This is a genomic window from Thioalkalivibrio sp. ALJ15, assembly GCF_000383695.1.
Classification (GTDB): Bacteria; Pseudomonadota; Gammaproteobacteria; order Ectothiorhodospirales; family Ectothiorhodospiraceae; genus Thioalkalivibrio.
The window spans coordinates 39,274-56,498 of sequence record NZ_KB912060.1; the positions used below are offsets into that span (position 1 = coordinate 39,274).

A 17,225-nucleotide genomic window follows, 5' to 3' on the forward strand; every position below is an offset into this window, starting at 1 on the left:
GGGCTCACCTCCTACAGTGGGTAGGCCCCAGCCTCGGCGGCGAACCAGCGTGCCAGATGCCGCACACGCCCCCTTCTCTCGTAGGAGCCCAGCCCTCTGGGCGATAGGGCCCTGGACATGCCCGATCGGCGAGAGGGCTCGCCTCCTACAGTGGGTAGGCCCCAGCCTCGGCGACGTGAGAATGCGGCAACCCACCCTCCTCCGGCTCCACGCTGCCTTTCCGGCTGCATTGGAGCTCCAGGTTATCTACCGTCAGGATCGACAGTCCCGTTCGTGTATCGCTCCAAATGCAAGCGCTTCGAGGCGGTATCGCCGTTTCGCTGAGGAAAACTAACGGGACATCCACCTTTTGGCACGTCCGGGAATCCACCATCGCCGTACGCCGCAGTCCCCCGTTTTGGCATGGGTGTGCTTGCGCCCTGCGTCGGCTGCGGAGCGCGGTCTATGATCGAAGGGACATGGGTTCGGTGCCGAGCGGACCCGCGGGATGCTGGCGAAAAGAGAGGGGCATTATGGCGGGGCCATATCGGATGCTGCATGGGGCCGGGTTGGTGCTTGTTCTGCTGGCAGTCGTATCGGCCGCAGGCTGTGCCATCAGCCAGCCGACGGAAGGCCTGGATGACGAGCGAAACACGATCGCGGTGGCGCGCGAGGCGGGGCCGAGCGTAGTTTCGGTGCGGGTGTCGAGAACAGCAGAAGAGGACGACGCGGGCCCCGACGAGATGACCGAGGTGATCGGTGGCAGTGGCTTCGTGGTAAACGACGAGGGCCAGATCATCACCAACTTCCACGTGATCGCGGCCACGGTTGGCGAGGCGAAGGAGGACCGCATCGATCTGGCACCAGGGGCGACGCTAACGGTGTCGTTCCTCGGGACGCCGGAGGTGGAGCACGATGTGCGGGTGGTCGGTGCCAACCCGGACGTGGATCTGGCGCTACTGGAGCTAGTGGACCCGGCGGCGGCGCCCGACCCCGGCCCGATCCCGCTGGGCGATTCCGACCGGTTGCAGGTCGGCCAGAAGGCGATCGCGATCGGCAATCCGTTCGGCCTGCATTCGACGGTCACCGCCGGGATCGTGTCGGCGCTGGAGCGCGAGCGTCCGGGGCTGGTGGGGATCGAGATCCCGTACATCCAGACCGATGCTGCGATCAACCCCGGCAATTCCGGCGGGCCGCTGCTCGATTCCAGTGGCGAGGCGGTGGGGGTGAACAATGCCATCCTGGCGCCGGCCGGAACCTTCGCGGGCATCGGTCTGGCGGTGCCGAGCAACCTGGTCGCCGAGGCGATGGCGGAACTGCGCGCGGGCGGTTTTTCCGGCCTGGCGGCCGCGGCGGCGCAGCTGCCGGAACGCCCGCGCATGGGCATGGAGGTGGCGCTGCGGGTGGTGGATTACCCGCGCGGCCTGCGCGCGGAGCTGGGGCTGCCAGAGCATGGCGTGGTGGTGACCGACATCTCGGCCGACGGGCCGGCCGAACGCGCCGGCATCCGGCGGCCGGAGAACGTGGTGCTGGTAAACGGGCGCGCGTTTCCGGTGGATATCGACGTGATCACCCATATCGACGGACAGCGCGTGACGCGGCCGATCGACATCCAGCGCGTGATTCTGGGGCGCGAGGAGGGCGACGTGGTGACGCTGCGGGTATGGCGCGACGGCACTGAGCGCGAGGTGGAGGTCGCACTGGAGATCGTTCCCCTGGGCGAGGATTGAGCCCGAAGGCGGGAACCGCCGCACCCTTGGTCTGACGCCTCTGGCGTGCGCTCTCCGGCAGGAGCCCAGCCCTCTGGGCGATGGAGGCTGGACATGCCCGATCGGCGAGGGGGCTCGCCTCCTACAGTGGTAGGTCCCAGCCTCGGCGGCGAACCAGCGTGCCACATGCCGCACGCGCCCCTTCCCTCGTAGGAGCCCAGCCCTCTGGGCGATGGGGCGCTGGACATGCCCAATCGGCGAGGGGGCTCGCCTCCTACAGTGGGTAGACCCCAGCCTCGGCGGCGAACCGGCTTGCTTTCAGGCGGAGCTGGCGGGTCGGGCGATGGCAAGGACGGAGGCGCGCGTCCCGTGGCGTCCGAGTGTGGTGAACTCGTCGATCACAAACCCGGCCCCCGCCACCTGTTCCCGAAACGCTTCTTCGTAGGTCACGCGACCGAAATCGATGGTGGTGATGCGTCTGAGCAGCGGCTTGAAGCGTTCCATCCAGCGGGAGGGGCGGGTCTGGAAGGTCTGGGTGAAGAAGACCTTCCCCTCCGGCTTCAGCAGGCTGCGGCAGTGGCGCAGAGCGCCCTCGGGGTCCGGCAGGAGCATGAAGCTGGCGGAGAAGTAGATCGCGTCGTACGGGCCACCCGTGTGGTCGTAGATGGATTCGAGTCGGGCCTCGGCATGATCGGCCAGGGACGAGTCGCGCAGGGCTCGCCGGGCGTGCTGGATGTAGTCGGCATCGATATCGACCCCCGTGATGACGAGCCCCTTCGCGCGTGCCGTGGCGGCATTGGCGAGCAGCGCGCCGGCGGTGCCGATGCCTACGTCCAGCAGAGCCGCCCCGTCCGGCAGCCGCCGCATTACCTCGGCATACCACTGCGAGGTAAGACGCAGGATCAGCAGGTTGTAAAGGGCGCTGCGCATAGGGGATTCGTCACTGGGATCGGCCGGTAGCGGACCTACCATACCGGAGCCGGCGCACCGGCTCGAAGCCAGGGTTTCTTGCCAGCCCGGAATACTGTTTATATAAACAGTATATGGATGCCACTACCCCCGAACCACCGGAGTACGCCGAGCTGACGGCCGTCAGCAACTTCTCGTTCCTGCGCGGGGCCTCGCACCCGGAGGAGCTGGTGGAGCGGGCCCGAGCGCTGGGCTATCGCGCGCTGGCGCTGACCGATATCGCCTCGCTGGCCGGCGTGGTCCGCGCGCACGCGGCGGCGAAGGACTGCGGGTTGCACCTGATCCTGGGGGCGACCTTCCAGCTGGCACACGGCCCCGCCCTGACCCTGCTGGTGCGCAATGCGGCGGGCTATGCCGCGCTGTGCCGGCTGATCACCCATGCACGCGGGGCGGCGGACAAGGGGCACTACCACCTGACACAGGCGGACCTCGACGCCCTGCCCGCCGAGGCGCGTGCCGGCTGGCACGTCTTGCTGCGTATCGAGCCCGAGATCGCGGAGCCGACGCTCGCCGAAGCGGCCCGCTGGCTGGCCGGGTGGGCCGCGCCGGGGCAGGCCCATCTGGCGGTCAGCCAGCTGCGCACGCCGCAAGATGCCACGCTCACGACCCGCGCACGGCAGCTCGCCGACACGACGGGACTCCCGATCGTCGCTTGCGGCGATGTGCACATGCATTCTCGCGGCCGGCGTGCCCTGCAGGACGTGCTGACCGCGCTGCGCCTGCACACCACGGTTGCCGAGGCGGCCCCGGCGCGCTTCCCCAACGGCGAGCGCTGCCTGCGCCCGCGCGACGACCTGGCCACGCTGTATCCCGCCGCCTGGCTCGCGGCCAGTGTGCGGATCGCGCAGGACTGCGACTTCTCGCTGGACGCGGTCACCTATCGCTACCCGACCGATCCCCTGCCCCGGGACACGAGCCCGGCCGCCTACCTGCGCAAGGAGACCCTGAAGGGCGCGCGCGGGCGCTGGCCCGACGGCATCCCGCCGAAGGTGTCCGAACAAATCGAACGCGAGCTCGGGATCATCGCGCAGCTTGGCTACGAGCCCTACTTCCTGACGGTCTACGACATTGTGCGCTTTGCTCGCGGCCGCGGGATCCTGTGCCAGGGGCGCGGCTCGGCGGCGAACTCCGCCGTTTGTTATGCGCTCGGGATCACGGCGGTGGACCCCTCGCGCTCCAGCATGCTGTTCGAGCGCTTCATCTCCGCCGAGCGTGGCGAGCCGCCGGATATCGATGTCGACTTCGAGCACGAGCGCCGCGAGGAGGTGATCCAGTACATCTACCAGCGCTACGGCCGCGAGCGCGCGGCGCTGGCCTGCACGGTGATCCGCTACCGCCGGCGCAGCGCCCTGCGCGACGTCGGCCGCGCGCTGGGCATCTCGCGCGCGCGGCTGGATGCGCTGACCGCCAACCTCGCCTGGTGGGACGACGGCATCCCCGCCGAGCGCCTGCGCGAGGTCGGGCTGGACCCGGATGGCGCCCTGGCCCGGCAGTGGCAGGCGCTGACCGCCGAGCTGCTGGGCTTCCCCCGCCACCTGTCGCAGCACACCGGCGGCTTCGTGATCGCCGAGGGCCGGCTGGACGAGCTGGTGCCGATCGAGAACGCGGCGATGCCGGAGCGCTCGGTGATCCAGTGGGACAAGGACGACCTCGACGCGGTGGGGCTGTTGAAGATCGACGTGCTGGCGCTGGGGATGCTCTCCTGCGTGCGCCGCGCGCTGGAGCTGATGGCGCGCCACCGGGGCCGCGACTGGGGCCTGGCCGACATCCCCGCCGAGGATCCGGCGGTCTACCACATGCTGCAGAAGGCCGACACCCTGGGCGTGTTCCAGATCGAGTCGCGCGCGCAGATGAGCATGCTGCCGCGCCTGAAGCCGGCGAACTTCTACGACCTGGTGATCGAGATCGCCATCGTGCGCCCCGGCCCGATCCAGGGCGAGATGGTGCACCCATATCTGAAGCGCCGTGCCCACCCGGAGCGGGTGCGTTATCCGAATCCCGAGATCCGGCGGGTGCTGGGGCGCACCCTGGGGGTGCCGATCTTCCAGGAGCAGGTGATCGAGCTGGCGATGGTCGCGGCCGGCTTCTCCGCCGGCGAGGCGGACGGGCTGCGCCGCGCGATCGGGGCCTGGCGCCGTACCGGCCAGCTTGCGCGCTACCGCGAGCGCCTGATGGACGGGATGCGGCAACGCGGCTATCCGGAGAAGTTCGCCGAGCAGCTGTACAAGCAGATCCTTGGCTTTGGCGAGTACGGCTTCCCCGAGTCGCACTCGGCCAGCTTTGCGCTGATTACCTATGTCTCGTCCTGGCTCAAGTGCCATGAACCGGCGATCTTTGCCTGCGCGCTGCTGAACAGCCAGCCGATGGGCTTCTACGCCCCGGCACAGATCGTCGCCGACGCGCGCCGCCACGGCGTGGAGGTGCACCCGGTGGACGTGCGCTGCAGTGACTGGGACTGCACGGTGGAACCGCTGACCGGCAGCGGCGCGCTGGCCCTGCGCCTGGGCCTGAACCGGGTCGGCGGGCTCGCGCAGGCTGTGGCCGAGCGTGTTGTCGCCGCGCGCGCCGAGCGCCCGTTCACGGACGTTCCGGATCTGGTGGCCCGCGCCGCCCTGACCCGCGCCCAGGCGAACCGCCTCGCCCGCGCCGATGCCCTGAAGGGCCTGGCCGGCAACCGCCACCAGGCACGCTGGGCGACCGAGGCGGTGGAGGAACCCCTGCCCCTGTTCGCCGACGCCCCGGCGGAGACGGTGCGCGAGGCCGACGTGACCCCGCTGCTGCCGCGCCCGGATGCGGTGGATGACCTGGTGCAGGACTACGCCACCCAGGGCCTGAGCCTGGGCCCGCACCCGCTGGCGCTGATGCGCCCGTTCCTGGAGCAAAGACGTTTACCCACCGCCGCCCGGCTACTGGAGCGCCCCGGGCACCCGGGCGCCCGCTATGCCGGTCTCGTGATCACCCGCCAGCGGCCGGGATCGGCCAACGGCACGGTGTTCCTGACCCTGGAGGATGAGAGCGGCACACTGAACCTGATCGTCTGGCCGGACCGGGTGGAGCGCTTTCGCGCCGAGGTCCTGCACGGCCGCCTGCTGGAGGCCCACGGGGAATGGCAGTACAGCGAGGGCGTCGGCCACCTGATCGTGCAGCGCCTGATCGACCGCAGCGCCTGGCTGGGCGAACTGACTACCCGCTCCCGCGACTTCGGATAGGGATTGCGCCTCGGGCGACGCTCAGACGCGGCCGTAGAGGTCCTCCAGCCGCACGATGTCGTCCTCGCCCAAATAGCTGCCGGACTGGATTTCGATCAGCTCCAGCGGGATCGCGCCCGGGTTCTCCAGCGAATGGATCTGCCCGATCGGCACATAGGTGGACTGGTTCTCCGTCACCAGATAGGTCTCTTCGCCGTTGCGCACCCGCGCGGTGCCGCTGACGACCACCCAGTGTTCCGCGCGGTGGTGATGCATCTGCAGCGAGAGCTTCGCCCCGGGTTTTACGGTAATGCGCTTGACCTGATAGCGCCGCCCGACGTCGACACACTCGTAGCAGCCCCAGGGGCGATACACCGCCGGGTGGTCCACATGCTCGCTGCGGTTGTCCGACTTCAGCCGCTCGACGATGCGCTTGACGTCCTGCACGCGGTCGCGGTCCGCCACCAGCACTGCATCGCGGGTGGCGACCACCGCGAGGTTGCGCAGGCCGATCCCCGCAACCAGCAGGCCGTCGGCATCGACCACGCAGCCCTCGCTGTCCTCCAGCAGGCAATCGCCGCGCAGGGTATTGCCCTGCGCGTCGGTGCCGCGCACCCCAGCCAGCGCGGACCAGGACCCGATATCGCTCCAGCCCGCGGCCAGGGGCGTGACCGCCGCGCGGTCGGTGCGCTCCATCACGGCGTAGTCCACCGAGATGTTCGGGGCCCGGGCAAACGCCTCCGGGGCTACGCGCAGGAAATCGAGGTCCTCGCGCGCCCCCTCCAGCGCGGCCTGACAGGCCGTAACGATCTCGGGCTCGAAGCGCTCCAGCTCCTGCATATACTGCGAGGCACGGAATACGAACATGCCGCTGTTCCAGAGATAGCCCCCCTGGCTCAGGTACTCGCGCGCCGTGGCAGCATCGGGCTTTTCGACAAAACGCGCGACCCGCGCACCGGCCTCGCCCAGCGACTCGCCCTGCTGGATATAGCCATAACCGGTCTCCGGCGTCACCGGCACGATCCCAAAGGTGACCAGATAGCCGGCCTCCGCCAGCGCCACGGCGCGGCCCACGGCAGCCTTGAAAGCATCGCCATCGCCGATGTGGTGATCCGCGGCCAGGACCAGCAGCAACGGGTCGTCGCCTTCCGCGCGGGCCTGCAGCGCCGCCAGGGCAATCGCCGGGGCTGTGTTGCGCCCCTCTGGTTCCAGCAGGATGCGCGCCTGTTCGACACCAATCGCGCGCAATTGCTCGGCGGCCAGGAAGCGGTGCTCCACGTTGGCCAGCACCAGTGGTGCCGCCGCATGCAGGCCCTCCAGGCGCGCGACGGTTTGCTGCAGCAGCGTCTGGTCGCCGGTCAGGGGCAGGAACTGCTTCGGGTAATGGCTGCGCGACACCGGCCACAGCCGCGTGCCGGTACCGCCGGCCAGGATCACCGGTTGCAGCTGGTTCTGGGTATCGGCAGGCGCCATCGTTGTTATCCCCGTATCAGGCGGGAAAGCTCTTCCACGCGACGCTCCAGCAGGGCCGGATCAGCGCGGGTCTCGACGTTCAGCCGCAACAGCGGTTCGGTGTTGGAGCTGCGCAGGTTGAAGCGCCAGTCCGGGAACTCGAGGCTGACGCCGTCGGTGCGATCTTCCTCGCCACCCTGACCCTCAAGGGCCGCGAGAACGCGATCCGTGGCGGCTTCGACGTCCGCGACCTCGAAGTTCAGCTCGCCGCTGCAGGGGTAGCGCGCCATGCGCTCGGCCACCATTTCGCCCAGCGACTGACCTCGGCGCCCCATCAACTCGGCGACCCGCAGCCACGGCAGCATCCCGCTATCGCAGTAGTAAAAGTCCCGGAAGTAGTGATGCGCGCTCATCTCGCCGCCGTAGATGGCGTCCTCGTGGCGCAGGCGCTCCTTCATGAATGCGTGCCCGGTCTTGGACTGGACGGGCTCGCCACCCGCCGCTCGCACCATCTCGATGGTGTTCCAGGTCAGCCGCGGGTCGTGGACGATCCGCTCGCCGGGTTGCCCGCCTTCCAGGCAGGCCTGAGCCAGCAGCCCCACAATGTAGTAGCCCTCGATGAAATTCCCCGCTGCATCGAACAGGAAGCAGCGATCGAAGTCGCCATCCCAGGCCACACCCAGATCCGCGCCATGCTTGCGCACGGCGTCGGCCGTGGCCGCACGGTTCTCCGGCAACAGCGGGTTGGGGATGCCATTGGGGAAATGTCCGTCCGGCTCGAAATTCACGCGGATCAGCTCGAACGGCAGATGAGGCTCCAGTGCCTCCAGCACCGGGCCCGCACCGCCATTGCCCGGGTTTACGACTACGCGCAGCTTCGGCAGCGCCTCTCGGTCGACCGATGCGAGCAGCCGGGCGATATAGTCCGGCCGATGGTCCAGCGGATGTACCTGGCCTTGTGGCATGGGGCGGAAGTCGCCGCGCTCTGCGCATGCCTGGATCGCCTGCAGCCCGGAGTCCCCGCTGATCGGTCGCGCCTCGCCGCGCACGAGCTTGAGCCCGTTGTAATCCAGTGGGTTGTGGCTCGCGGTAACCATCACCCCGCCACCAGCCCCGTAGTGCGCAGTCGCAAAGTAGACCTCTTCGGTCCCGCACAGACCGATATCGGCCACGTCGCTACCGCCGGCGGTGAGTCCTTCGGTCAGGGCCTGGGCCAGTGTCGGGCTGGAGAGGCGGATATCGTGTCCGACCACCGTACGGCCGGGCCGGACCTCTTCGGCAAAGGCGCGTCCGATGGCGTATACCACCTCGGGGTTGAGTTGATCCGGCACGCGGCCGCGTACGTCGTACGCCTTGAAGCAATCGATCTTCATGCAGTTCCCTTCCGGCCCCCTCCGACTCCCGGCACCGCCGGCAGCGCGCACTCCTTTCTCCTCATGATACATAGCAGAGCCGCAGCATGATGCGACGGAGGTTACAACGACCTCAGTAGGTTTACTTGACGCTTGCGGCTCATGCCCCTGAACATGGTGGGTTTATCCAACGAGGAGAAGCCGATGAGTGAGCCGCAAGTGAAGACCGAGGAGAAGAAGCAGCATTTCGACGATATCTACGTCGCCGAGACCCCGGTGCCGTTCAAGGAGCGCATCATCGACGCGCTCGATTACATCTCCGACGACTTCAACCGGCAAACCTTCGACCGGCTGATTCTCCCCTGGGCGCAGCAACAGGCTGACGCAGGCAAGACCCTGAATTACGTCGATCTGTGCTGCTGCTTTGGTAACACCACCATGGCGGCCGTCCACGGCATGGATGTCGAGGCAATCCGCGCCAACTGGGCCGACGAGCAGGCCTGCAAGACGGTTGCTGCCCCGCGCCGTCTGCCCATCAAAACGACCGGAATCGACATCTCCGGCAACGCCCTCGCCTACGGCAAGAGCTCGGGTCTGTTCGACCAGACCTTCGAGGCTGACCTGAACCAGGCCGACGCCGACACGCGCAACGCGATCGAGCAGTCGATGGAAGAGGCAGACATCGTCATCTCCACCGCATCGCTGGTCTATCTAGACCCGCCGGCCATCGAGAGCCTGGTGGACGCCTTCGCGCGCGGCAAGGGCGAAGGCTACATGCTGGTGAATTTTCTCAACCCCTTCGCACTAGAAAAAGCGGACGCCACCAAGCGTTTGTTGCTGGATCGTCTGGACTTTGTCGGCAGTACTGCAACCCGTCACCGTCGTATGTCGCCGCTGGAGCAGGAAAACTATCCCGGCGAAGACTGGGCCCTGCTGGAAATCTGGGTGCTGCGTCGCCGCGGGTAAGCCGTTACCGGCGCCTTCAGCGCATCAAGGAAAAGGCCGGCGTTCGCCGGCCTTTTTTGTGTCTCCGTCACCGGATACCTAGAGCGCGACCACACGATCGCGCCCTGCCCGCTTGGCCTGGTACATCGCCTCGTCAGCCCGCCGCGCGAGGAGCTTGGCGCTGTCACCGGAGGCCCGTTCGGCGACCCCGAAGCTGGCGGTGACGCCCGGCACCCCGGGCACGCTCATCGCAGCGACCGCCTGGCGCAGCTTTTCGGCCATGGCCGTCGCACCCACCAGCCGGGTCTCGGGCACCAAGATGATGAACTCTTCTCCGCCCCAACGACCGAGGGTATCCGCGTCGCGCAGTTCCGCACTCACGGTCTTCGCCAGCGCTTTAAGGACTTCGTCGCCGGCATCGTGGCCGTAACGGTCATTCACCGCCTTGAAGTGATCCAGATCGAACATGATCAGGCTCAGCGGACGACCATAGCGCTGGCTGCGCTCGATCTCCGCCTCCAGCGTGTTCCCGAGGCTCAGGCGATTCGCGACGCCGGTCAGCCAGTCGGTATGCGCCACACGCCGGATCTCGTCCTCCATGCGCACCCGGTCGGTCACGTCCTTGCCCAGGGCGACGTAATGCGAAATCTCGCCGTGGTCATCGAGTACCGGGGTGATCGTCTGCTCCAGATGGATCAGAGATCCATCGCGACGCCGATTCACGAACTCGCCCCGGAAGGTCTCGCCGCGCTCCAGCGACTCCCACATCCCGCGATAAAAGGCATCGTCGTGACTGCCCGATCTGAAGCGTCGCGGATTCGCGCCCAGGACATCGCGGCGCGAATAGCCCATGAGCTCCTCGAAGGCGGCATTAACGTAGGTAATCGTACCTTCAGGATCGGTGATCAGGACCGGATCACCCGACACTTCCAGCGCGGTCGACAGCAGTCTTAACTGCTCGTCGCGTTCCCGTTCGGCGGTCACGTCCTGCTGCAGTGATACGTAATGCGTAATCCGTTCCGGCGCATCGTCGGCATACACGGGCGAGATATGCCAGCGCACCACGTAGGTACTGCCATCCTTGCGATAGTTGATCGCCTCGCCGTCAAACATCTCGCCCGCATCCAGCGCGGCGCGCAGGCGGTCGAGGATTACCCGTGATGTCCGCGGCCCCTGCAGCAGGCGCGGGGTCTTGCCCAGCACCTCGTCGGCCGCGTACCCGGTCATCTGTTCGAAGCCGGCATTCACGTAGACGATGCGTGGCCCGTCGTCCAGGTCCGCGTCCGTGATCAGAACAGAGTGGCTCGACTGGTCGATGGCTGCATCCAGCAGCCGGAGTTTCTCGAACCCCTCGATGTACGCGACAGTGGCCACGGGACTCCTTTGAAATGGATCAGCCTGGGACCGGCACTACCGGTCCGAGTGTCCCGCGGCGGGGAGGTTCATTCCATATCCGCCATTTCGAGAATCGAGCCCACGATATCGCTGGTGGTAACGATTCCTTCCAGGGTATTGCCCCGCAGCACGACCAGGCGCCGGATGCCCTGATTGACCATCAGCCGCGCCACGTACTTCACGTCCATCTCGGCCGGCACGGTGATCACCGGCTTCGCACAGACATCGTAGACGTTGGAGAGGTCGATATCGCCCTCCTCCGCCACGATGGTCTTCAGGATTGTTGTGTAGGTGATGATCCCGTAGGCGTCGTGATCGTGCTGCTTGTCCACCACCAGGGACTTCACGTTGTGCCGCCGCATCAGCTGCATCGCCTCGCGCAGCGGCGCGAGCGGCGACACGGTAATCACATTGGGCTTCAGGATGTCGCTTACCAGCATGCTCGAGTCCTCCTCAGATCTCTTCCTTTACGTGTTCCTGGAACTGCTCGATCTGCTTGCGCCCGATCCCGGCCAGGTGGGCAATATCCACGGTGAATGCAACGCCGCGCGGGTCTCCTTCGAGTTCCAGGTCCTGACTGATGACCTTGAGCACGTTCAGCGCGACCTTCTTTTCCAGCACCCACATCAGCACCGACTGGCTGCCCTCGTAGGTCATGCCCAGAAACGTCTTGCGGGCCTCCGCGCCGATACCGCGGGCATCCATGATCGTGACGCCGCCGGCGCCCGCGGCCTTGGCCGTCTCGATGGCCCGCTGCTCGAGGTCATCCGGAAGCACGGCGATCAGTGCCGAAAATCTCATGGCGAATCCTCCTGTTGTGCGCGGCCCCTGCCGGTCCAGCGCTCGTAGATATCCACCAGGATGGCGTAGACCATCACGGTGACGATGGGGAAGATCGACGCGAAGGCGATCAGGCCGAAGCCGTCGATCAGGACATTACGGTCTTCCAGATGCGTGGCCAGCCCGATCCCGAGGGCCGTGACCAGGGGTACGGTCACCTCGGAGGTCGTCACCCCGCCCAAGTCGAAGGCGAGCGCCACGATCTGCTTGGGTGCGAGGATCGTCAGCACGATCACCAGCAGGTAGCCAGCCATGATGTATTGATGGATGGAGTCGCCCGCCAGGATGCGGTGCACGCCAATGGTGATACCGATAGCGACCCCCAGCGCCACCAGGATGCGGATTACATTGCCGCGTAATGAACCGCGCGCAGCCTCCTCGGCCTTCTGGCCAATCGCGATGAGCGCGGGCTCCGCCATCGTGGTCGCAAATCCGATGGAAAACGCGAACAGGTAGACCCACAGGAACAGTTCGTTGGTGATCAACTGCTCGGCCATGCTCTCGCCGATCGGGAACAGGCCCAGCTTGAGCCCGACCACGAAGGCGTACAGGCCCAGCACGACCAGCACGAAGCCGAAAATCACCCGCGGCAGATACGGGATGCGCTTGCGCAGCACGAAGTACTGGAACACTACAATCACCGCGATGATCGGTGCGACATCGCGCAGCATCAGTAGCAGGTCCATCCCCATCGCGGAGAGCCAGTGTTCCTCGCCCGCACCCGGAAGGTCCGTGTCCGCATCCATGGCCGCGGTCTCGCCATTGCCCGGGGCGTCGACCTCCGCGCCGGCGAACACAATGATTCCGTAGAGCTGCACCGTGATCATTGGCACCATCACGGCAAGCGCCACCAGGCCAAAGCCGTCGCGCAGTGGATTGCGCCCGCTGATCGAGGCCGCCAGGCCGAGGCCCAGCGCCGCGACCAGCGGGACGGTCACGATGTTCGTGGTCACCCCGCCCGAGTCGTAGGCCAGGCCGACGATCTCCTCGGGGGCGAAGAAGGTGACCAGCACCACCAGCACGTAGCCGCTCAGAATGTACCAGTGCAGCGGATGGCCCATGACCGTGCGCAGGATGCCCAGCGCCACCACGGCACCCACGGACAACGCGACAATCAGGCGCAGGACCAAGCCCTCGATCCGTCCCTCGCTGATCAGCTCCGCCTGCTCCGCCACAGCGATCAGGGCCGGTTCCGCGATCACGGTAGCGAAGCCGAGGGTAAAGCCGAACGCCATCAGCAGGAGCAGCGAACCGCGCCGGGCCAGCGCGTTGGACAGGTTCTTGCCGATGGGGAAGATCCCCATCTCCAGGCCCTGCAGGAACAGTGCCACGCCAAAGACCACGATGGCCAGCCCGATCACCATGGACAGCAGGCCATCCGGCACCGTACGCAGCACCAGCGCCTGGAACACCGCAACCACGATCACGATGGGCGCAAGATTGCGCGCCGCATGGCCCAGCGTGTGGAGAAAGTTCATGCGCTCCCTTGCCGAGGCATGGCCCCGGAATCAATTCCCCGCGCCGTGGTCGCAGGCAGTATGGAATCCCTGCAGATACCCTATCGCGCCGTGGTCGTCGGTGCCACGGGCGGGCTCGGCGCCGCGTTTGTTGAGCATCTTGAAGACGACCCGAACTGCGGGTGCGTAGTGGCACTTGGCCGCCACAGCGAACCGCCCGTCGATCTCCTCGACGAAACCAGCATCGAACGCGCCGCTGGCTGGCTAAGCAAACAAGCGCCCGAATGGGATCTAATCCTGGACGCCACCGGCATCCTGACCATCGACGGCCACGGCCCGGAGAAGCGTCTGCGCGATCTCGATCCGGCGATCATGGCGCGCTCGTTTGCCATCAATGCCATCGGCCCGGCCCTGCTGTTCAAACACCTGGCACCTTTGTTGCCGCGTCAGCGCAAGGGCATCCTGGCGACCCTATCGGCCCGAGTCGGCTCCATCGAGGACAATCAGCTGGGTGGATGGGTGAGCTACCGCGCTTCCAAGGCCGCTCTCAACCAGATTGTCCGCACGACGGCGCTGGAGCTGCGCTTCAGCCATCGCCAGGCCGCGGTGATCGCCCTGCAGCCGGGGACCTGTGCGACCCGCCTGTCGGAGCCCTATCGGGCCCGCGCCCCGGAAGTGCTCGCGCCGGAATACGCCACCGGCGAACTCCTGAAGGTGCTGGATCGTCTGGAGGCATCGGACTCCGGGAACTTCTACGACTTCGAGGGCCAGCGGCTGCCGTTCTGAAAACTATTGTCGCTCGTGATCTGCATCAACAAGTGCTAATACCAGGCGGGCAATAGTACCTCTGAACCATCACATTGTCGGAGGAACCGAACATGCGCCGTACCCTGACCTTTCGTGCCCTAGCCCTGGCCGGCCTGCTGGCCCCGGCGGCCCTCATCCCGGCCCAAGCGGCCGCCGCCAGCGCGGATGTCTCCGCCGGCGACTGGCTGCTGCGCGGCGGCCTGACCTACATCTCGCCGAAGTCCGACAACGGCGAACTGACGGGAGATGACCTGAGCGTGGACGTCGGTTCCAGCACGCGCCCGACCGGCACTGCGACCTACATGCTCACTGACAACCTGGGTCTGGAGCTGCTGGTCGGGATCCCGTTCAAGCACGACATCGCGTTGGAAGGTCTGGGCAACGTCGGCTACACCCGACACCTGCCGCCGACCCTGAGCCTGCAGTACCACTTCAACACCGGCTCGGCGTTCCGCCCGTACCTGGGGGCGGGCGTGAACTACACCCACTTCTTTGACACGACCACCCGCGGTGCGCTGTCCGACAGCCGCCTGCGGCTCGACGACTCTTGGGGTGTCGCCCTGCAAGCCGGGATCGACATCGCGCTGGATGACAACTGGTTCCTGAACACCGAGGTGCGCTGGATCGACATCGAGAGCACCGCGCGTCTCGACGGCCAGCGTATCGGGACGGTCGAGATCGACCCGTGGACCTTCGGGATGAACGTCGGCTACCGCTTCTAAGCCGGCCTAGCCCAGTCGTTCCACGAGGCCGAGGACCCGCTGCATGCGGTCCTCGGCCTCGTTCTTTTCCAGGCCCCGCTCGGCGGGGACACCCCAGACCGGGCCCGGCCAGGCCGGGTCGCCCGGCTGACGGGCGACATGGTGCAGGTGCAGCTGCCCGACGATATTGCCCAGCTTGGCCACATTCAGCGTCTGCGGCTCGAAGGCCGCTTGCATCGCCCGCGCCAGGACCAAAGACTCCCGTGCCAGCATTGCCGCATCGTCGGACCCAAGGTCATGCAGCTCGCGCAGGTCCGCACGGCGCGGGACCAGGATGAACCACGGGATTGCCGCATGATCCATCATCAGCAGCGTCGACAGGGGCCAGTCCGCGACGAACCAGGTATCCGCGTGCAGGCGCGCATCCAGCTCGAACGCCGCCGTCATTGCAGTTCCTTCCAGATCCCCGGCGTGGCCCAGTGCCCCGTGCGGCGCTCTTCGCCTTCCAGCAGGACATAGCTGTAATGCGCCCGGTGGCGCAGCTCGCCCGCCAGCGCACGGCGTTGCTGCGCATCCGAGCCCGCAATCACGATCACATCCTCGCCGGGCACGGCCCAGGCTGCGGCGTCCGGGGACTCTGGCAGGTCGCTGTCGATCGCCGCCGGCGATTCCGGCCAGTCGCGGGCGCGCAGCCAGTCGCGGACCGAGTCCGGCTCGCCGAGCACGATGCGGGTCCCTTCCATGTTTTGGCTCTGCTCGGGTGCGCGCCCCAGCCAGGGCGCCACCTCGACCGGCCGCGCCGAGCCCAGTGCGATCACCTGTGTGTCCGGGTCTAGTGCGGCGCGGCGCAGGATCGCCGGGGATTCGCCTTCGGCCAGATGGCGAAATAGCCGCCAGTCGGGATCGGCGGCGACGCGCAGCGGCTTGGCATCCAGATCCACCTCGAACGCCTTTTCACGGTCGGCCAGCGCAATCCAGAACGTCTCCGCCCCCTGTTCGGTCTCGACCACGAGGGGTACACGCAGATCCCAGGGGTCGTCATCACGGGACTGACGCAACGTACCCGACAGCGTCCACCCATTCGTCTCCTGTTCGACGGCAAGATCGGCCAGTTCAAGTGCCGACGCACCGCGCCGATCAACCCACTGGCGGAAGAACGGTTCCAGATCCTCGTCGGTGGCGGAATCGAAGGCCGCGATCAGCGCATCCCAGTCCGCCTCACGCCCCTTCCAGTCGTTGTAGAGCGTGCGAGCACCTTCCAGAAACGCCTCGCGCCCGATCCAGTCCTCCAGCATCCGCCAGATCATCGCGCCCCGGTGATAGCCGGCGATGCGCAACGCGCCCTGGTTGCCGCCCTGGTACTCCCCATGGGCGCGACCCTCGTCCGCCGGGAGTGCCGCGTAGTCGCGCAGCCACTGGGCTCGCTCCTCGCGCCCCTCACCCGCCTCACGCTTGAACTGGTAGTCCGCCATGTAGGTGGTCAGCCCCTCCGACCAGTTGCCGCCCGAGCGATCGACATAGACCCCCGTGCCCCACCACATGTGCAGGACCTCGTGCCCCAGCGAGGTATGCGGAATGAACGGGAGCGGGATGACTTGTTCGCCCAAGAGCGTAAAACCGGAGAACGCCAGCCCCACCGGCTGCGGCGAGGCCGCCACGGTCAGGCTGCTGTACGGATACGGTCCGATCTCGGATTCGAAACGCTCGATGTACTCGACGGTCTTCTCGCGGTAGGTCTCGCCAAAGGCCTCATGTAGCGACTGCGGGAACAGGGTACGCACCTGCCACCCGTCGCCCTCGATCACGCCCAACTCCCAAATGCCGGAGGCGAGCGCCAGGTGGCGCGCAGCGGGGTGTTCGTAACGGGCCTGATAGCGCTCGCCCTCGCGCGTGTCATCGATCAGCGAGCCGGAGACCACGGCCTTCTGGCCACCGTCCACCGTCAGTTGAATCCGCATGGGCACGGGCTCGTCCTCCAGCGCGGGATACCAGCCCGCCCCCGCTGGCAGAAACCCGGCTTCCTCGCCCAGGAATCCCGAGCCGGGACGCGCCTGATCAGGCCGCGACAACCGAGCGCCATACGCGATCACCAGGAGCCCGGCATCGCGATCGGACAGCGCGCTCCCCAGTTCCAGCCAGCCCGACTCGGTCAGCTCGTGTTCGATGGAGTCACCATCCAGGGTCACGGCATCCACTCCCATGGCGGGATCGAGGCGCAATCGGCTCGGCGGGTCCCGGTCCAGGAGCTCCAGATCCAGCGCCAGACGCCCGTCGAAGGTCGATTCGCCCGGGTGCAGGTGCACGCTCAGGCCGAGCGGGAAGTCGGAATCGGGTTCGACGTAATCGTTACCGGCCGTCGAAGCGACCGGGAAGCCCAGCAACGCCAGAAGGCCCATCGAGATCCACCATGCCGCGCGCATATTGCCCCCTC

At 67.0% G+C, this 17,225-nt stretch carries 14 protein-coding genes; 5 read left to right on the forward strand and 9 right to left on the reverse strand.

Translation table 11 applies throughout. The features are described 5' to 3' along the window. Positions 1–530 precede the first annotated feature (530 nt). Positions 531–1,709 carry a trypsin-like peptidase domain-containing protein gene (locus G015_RS0111465; protein WP_020146752.1) on the forward strand — a complete coding sequence of 393 codons (1,179 nt, stop codon included), beginning with the start codon at positions 531–533 and terminating at the stop codon, positions 1,707–1,709. A 297-nt stretch (positions 1,710–2,006) separates the two neighbouring features. Here the strand turns inward: G015_RS0111465 and G015_RS0111470 are convergent, their stop codons facing one another. After that, positions 2,007–2,618, reverse strand: a complete 612-nt coding sequence (locus G015_RS0111470) for a bifunctional 2-polyprenyl-6-hydroxyphenol methylase/3-demethylubiquinol 3-O-methyltransferase UbiG (protein ID WP_020146753.1) — start codon at positions 2,616–2,618, stop codon at positions 2,007–2,009. Positions 2,619–2,731: 113 nt separating this feature from the next. On the opposite strand from G015_RS0111470, the gene G015_RS0111475 reads away from it, so the two are divergent. Next, the gene (locus G015_RS0111475; protein ID WP_020146754.1) at positions 2,732–5,866 is read left to right on the forward strand and encodes an error-prone DNA polymerase; all 3,135 of its coding nucleotides are present in this window, start codon (positions 2,732–2,734) and stop codon (positions 5,864–5,866) included. A 21-nt stretch (positions 5,867–5,887) separates the two neighbouring features. Here the strand turns inward: G015_RS0111475 and G015_RS0111480 are convergent, their stop codons facing one another. Further along, a complete protein-coding gene (locus G015_RS0111480) occupies positions 5,888–7,318 on the reverse strand; it encodes a mannose-1-phosphate guanylyltransferase/mannose-6-phosphate isomerase (protein ID WP_018994314.1) in 1,431 nt (476 codons plus the stop codon). Positions 7,319–7,323: 5 nt separating this feature from the next. Beyond that, positions 7,324–8,670 carry a phosphomannomutase/phosphoglucomutase gene (locus tag G015_RS0111485; RefSeq protein WP_020146755.1) on the reverse strand — a complete coding sequence of 449 codons (1,347 nt, stop codon included), beginning with the start codon at positions 8,668–8,670 and terminating at the stop codon, positions 7,324–7,326. A gap of 183 nt (positions 8,671–8,853) precedes the next feature. Here G015_RS0111485 and G015_RS0111490 point away from each other — a divergent pair, with 183 nt between their 5' ends. After that, positions 8,854–9,615, forward strand: a complete 762-nt coding sequence (locus G015_RS0111490) for a class I SAM-dependent methyltransferase (RefSeq protein WP_026182236.1) — start codon at positions 8,854–8,856, stop codon at positions 9,613–9,615. Positions 9,616–9,693: 78 nt separating this feature from the next. On the opposite strand, the gene G015_RS0111495 is transcribed toward G015_RS0111490, so the two are convergent. The 4 genes from G015_RS0111495 to G015_RS0111510 form a co-directional block, all read right to left on the reverse strand. Beyond that, positions 9,694–10,968, reverse strand: a complete 1,275-nt coding sequence (locus tag G015_RS0111495; RefSeq protein ID WP_018649555.1) for a sensor domain-containing diguanylate cyclase — start codon at positions 10,966–10,968, stop codon at positions 9,694–9,696. A 68-nt stretch (positions 10,969–11,036) separates the two neighbouring features. Next, a complete protein-coding gene (locus G015_RS0111500) occupies positions 11,037–11,429 on the reverse strand; it encodes a CBS domain-containing protein (protein ID WP_018995311.1) in 393 nt (130 codons plus the stop codon). 13 nt (positions 11,430–11,442) lie between these two features. Further along, positions 11,443–11,790: a hypothetical protein gene (locus G015_RS0111505; RefSeq protein WP_018173905.1), complete on the reverse strand. Its 348-nt coding sequence runs from the start codon at positions 11,788–11,790 to the stop codon at positions 11,443–11,445. Beyond that, positions 11,787–13,307, reverse strand: a complete 1,521-nt coding sequence (locus G015_RS0111510; RefSeq protein WP_018173906.1) for a DUF1538 domain-containing protein — start codon at positions 13,305–13,307, stop codon at positions 11,787–11,789. Before G015_RS0111510 ends, G015_RS0111505 begins: the two co-directional genes overlap by 4 nt. 60 nt (positions 13,308–13,367) lie before the next feature. Between G015_RS0111510 and G015_RS0111515 the strand changes: the two genes are divergently transcribed. Together G015_RS0111515 and G015_RS0111520 are read left to right on the forward strand one after the other, a co-directional pair. Continuing rightward, positions 13,368–14,072, forward strand: a complete 705-nt coding sequence (locus G015_RS0111515) for an SDR family NAD(P)-dependent oxidoreductase (RefSeq protein WP_020146756.1) — start codon at positions 13,368–13,370, stop codon at positions 14,070–14,072. A 92-nt stretch (positions 14,073–14,164) separates the two neighbouring features. After that, entirely contained in the window at positions 14,165–14,815 is a 651-nt protein-coding gene (locus G015_RS0111520; protein ID WP_018139702.1) for an OmpW family protein, read from the forward strand. A gap of 6 nt (positions 14,816–14,821) precedes the next feature. Here G015_RS0111520 and G015_RS0111525 read toward each other — a convergent pair whose 3' ends face one another. Together G015_RS0111525 and G015_RS0111530 are read right to left on the reverse strand one after the other, a co-directional pair. Next, positions 14,822–15,241, reverse strand: coding sequence for an HIT domain-containing protein (locus G015_RS0111525; RefSeq protein ID WP_020146757.1), 420 nt, complete (start codon positions 15,239–15,241; stop codon positions 14,822–14,824). After that, complete coding sequence (locus tag G015_RS0111530; RefSeq protein ID WP_020146758.1) at positions 15,238–17,214, reverse strand: M1 family metallopeptidase; 1,977 nt, start codon at positions 17,212–17,214, stop codon at positions 15,238–15,240. Before G015_RS0111530 ends, G015_RS0111525 begins: the two co-directional genes overlap by 4 nt. Positions 17,215–17,225: the final 11 nt, after the last annotated feature.

Bases quoted from the DNA above. Each gene is read 5' to 3' on its own strand.
- G015_RS0111465 (WP_020146752.1), top strand. From the start codon at position 531: ATGCTGCATGGGGCCGGGTTGGTGCTTGTTCTGCTGGCAGTCGTATCG.
- G015_RS0111470 (WP_020146753.1), bottom strand. From the start codon at position 2,618: ATGCGCAGCGCCCTTTACAACCTGCTGATCCTGCGTCTTACCTCGCAG.
- G015_RS0111475 (WP_020146754.1), top strand. From the start codon at position 2,732: ATGGATGCCACTACCCCCGAACCACCGGAGTACGCCGAGCTGACGGCC.
- G015_RS0111480 (WP_018994314.1), bottom strand. From the start codon at position 7,318: ATGGCGCCTGCCGATACCCAGAACCAGCTGCAACCGGTGATCCTGGCC.
- G015_RS0111485 (WP_020146755.1), bottom strand. From the start codon at position 8,670: ATGAAGATCGATTGCTTCAAGGCGTACGACGTACGCGGCCGCGTGCCG.
- G015_RS0111490 (WP_026182236.1), top strand. From the start codon at position 8,854: ATGAGTGAGCCGCAAGTGAAGACCGAGGAGAAGAAGCAGCATTTCGAC.
- G015_RS0111500 (WP_018995311.1), bottom strand. From the start codon at position 11,429: ATGCTGGTAAGCGACATCCTGAAGCCCAATGTGATTACCGTGTCGCCG.
- G015_RS0111505 (WP_018173905.1), bottom strand. From the start codon at position 11,790: ATGAGATTTTCGGCACTGATCGCCGTGCTTCCGGATGACCTCGAGCAG.
- G015_RS0111510 (WP_018173906.1), bottom strand. From the start codon at position 13,307: ATGAACTTTCTCCACACGCTGGGCCATGCGGCGCGCAATCTTGCGCCC.
- G015_RS0111515 (WP_020146756.1), top strand. From the start codon at position 13,368: ATGGAATCCCTGCAGATACCCTATCGCGCCGTGGTCGTCGGTGCCACG.
- G015_RS0111520 (WP_018139702.1), top strand. From the start codon at position 14,165: ATGCGCCGTACCCTGACCTTTCGTGCCCTAGCCCTGGCCGGCCTGCTG.
- G015_RS0111525 (WP_020146757.1), bottom strand. From the start codon at position 15,241: ATGACGGCGGCGTTCGAGCTGGATGCGCGCCTGCACGCGGATACCTGG.
- G015_RS0111530 (WP_020146758.1), bottom strand. From the start codon at position 17,214: ATGCGCGCGGCATGGTGGATCTCGATGGGCCTTCTGGCGTTGCTGGGC.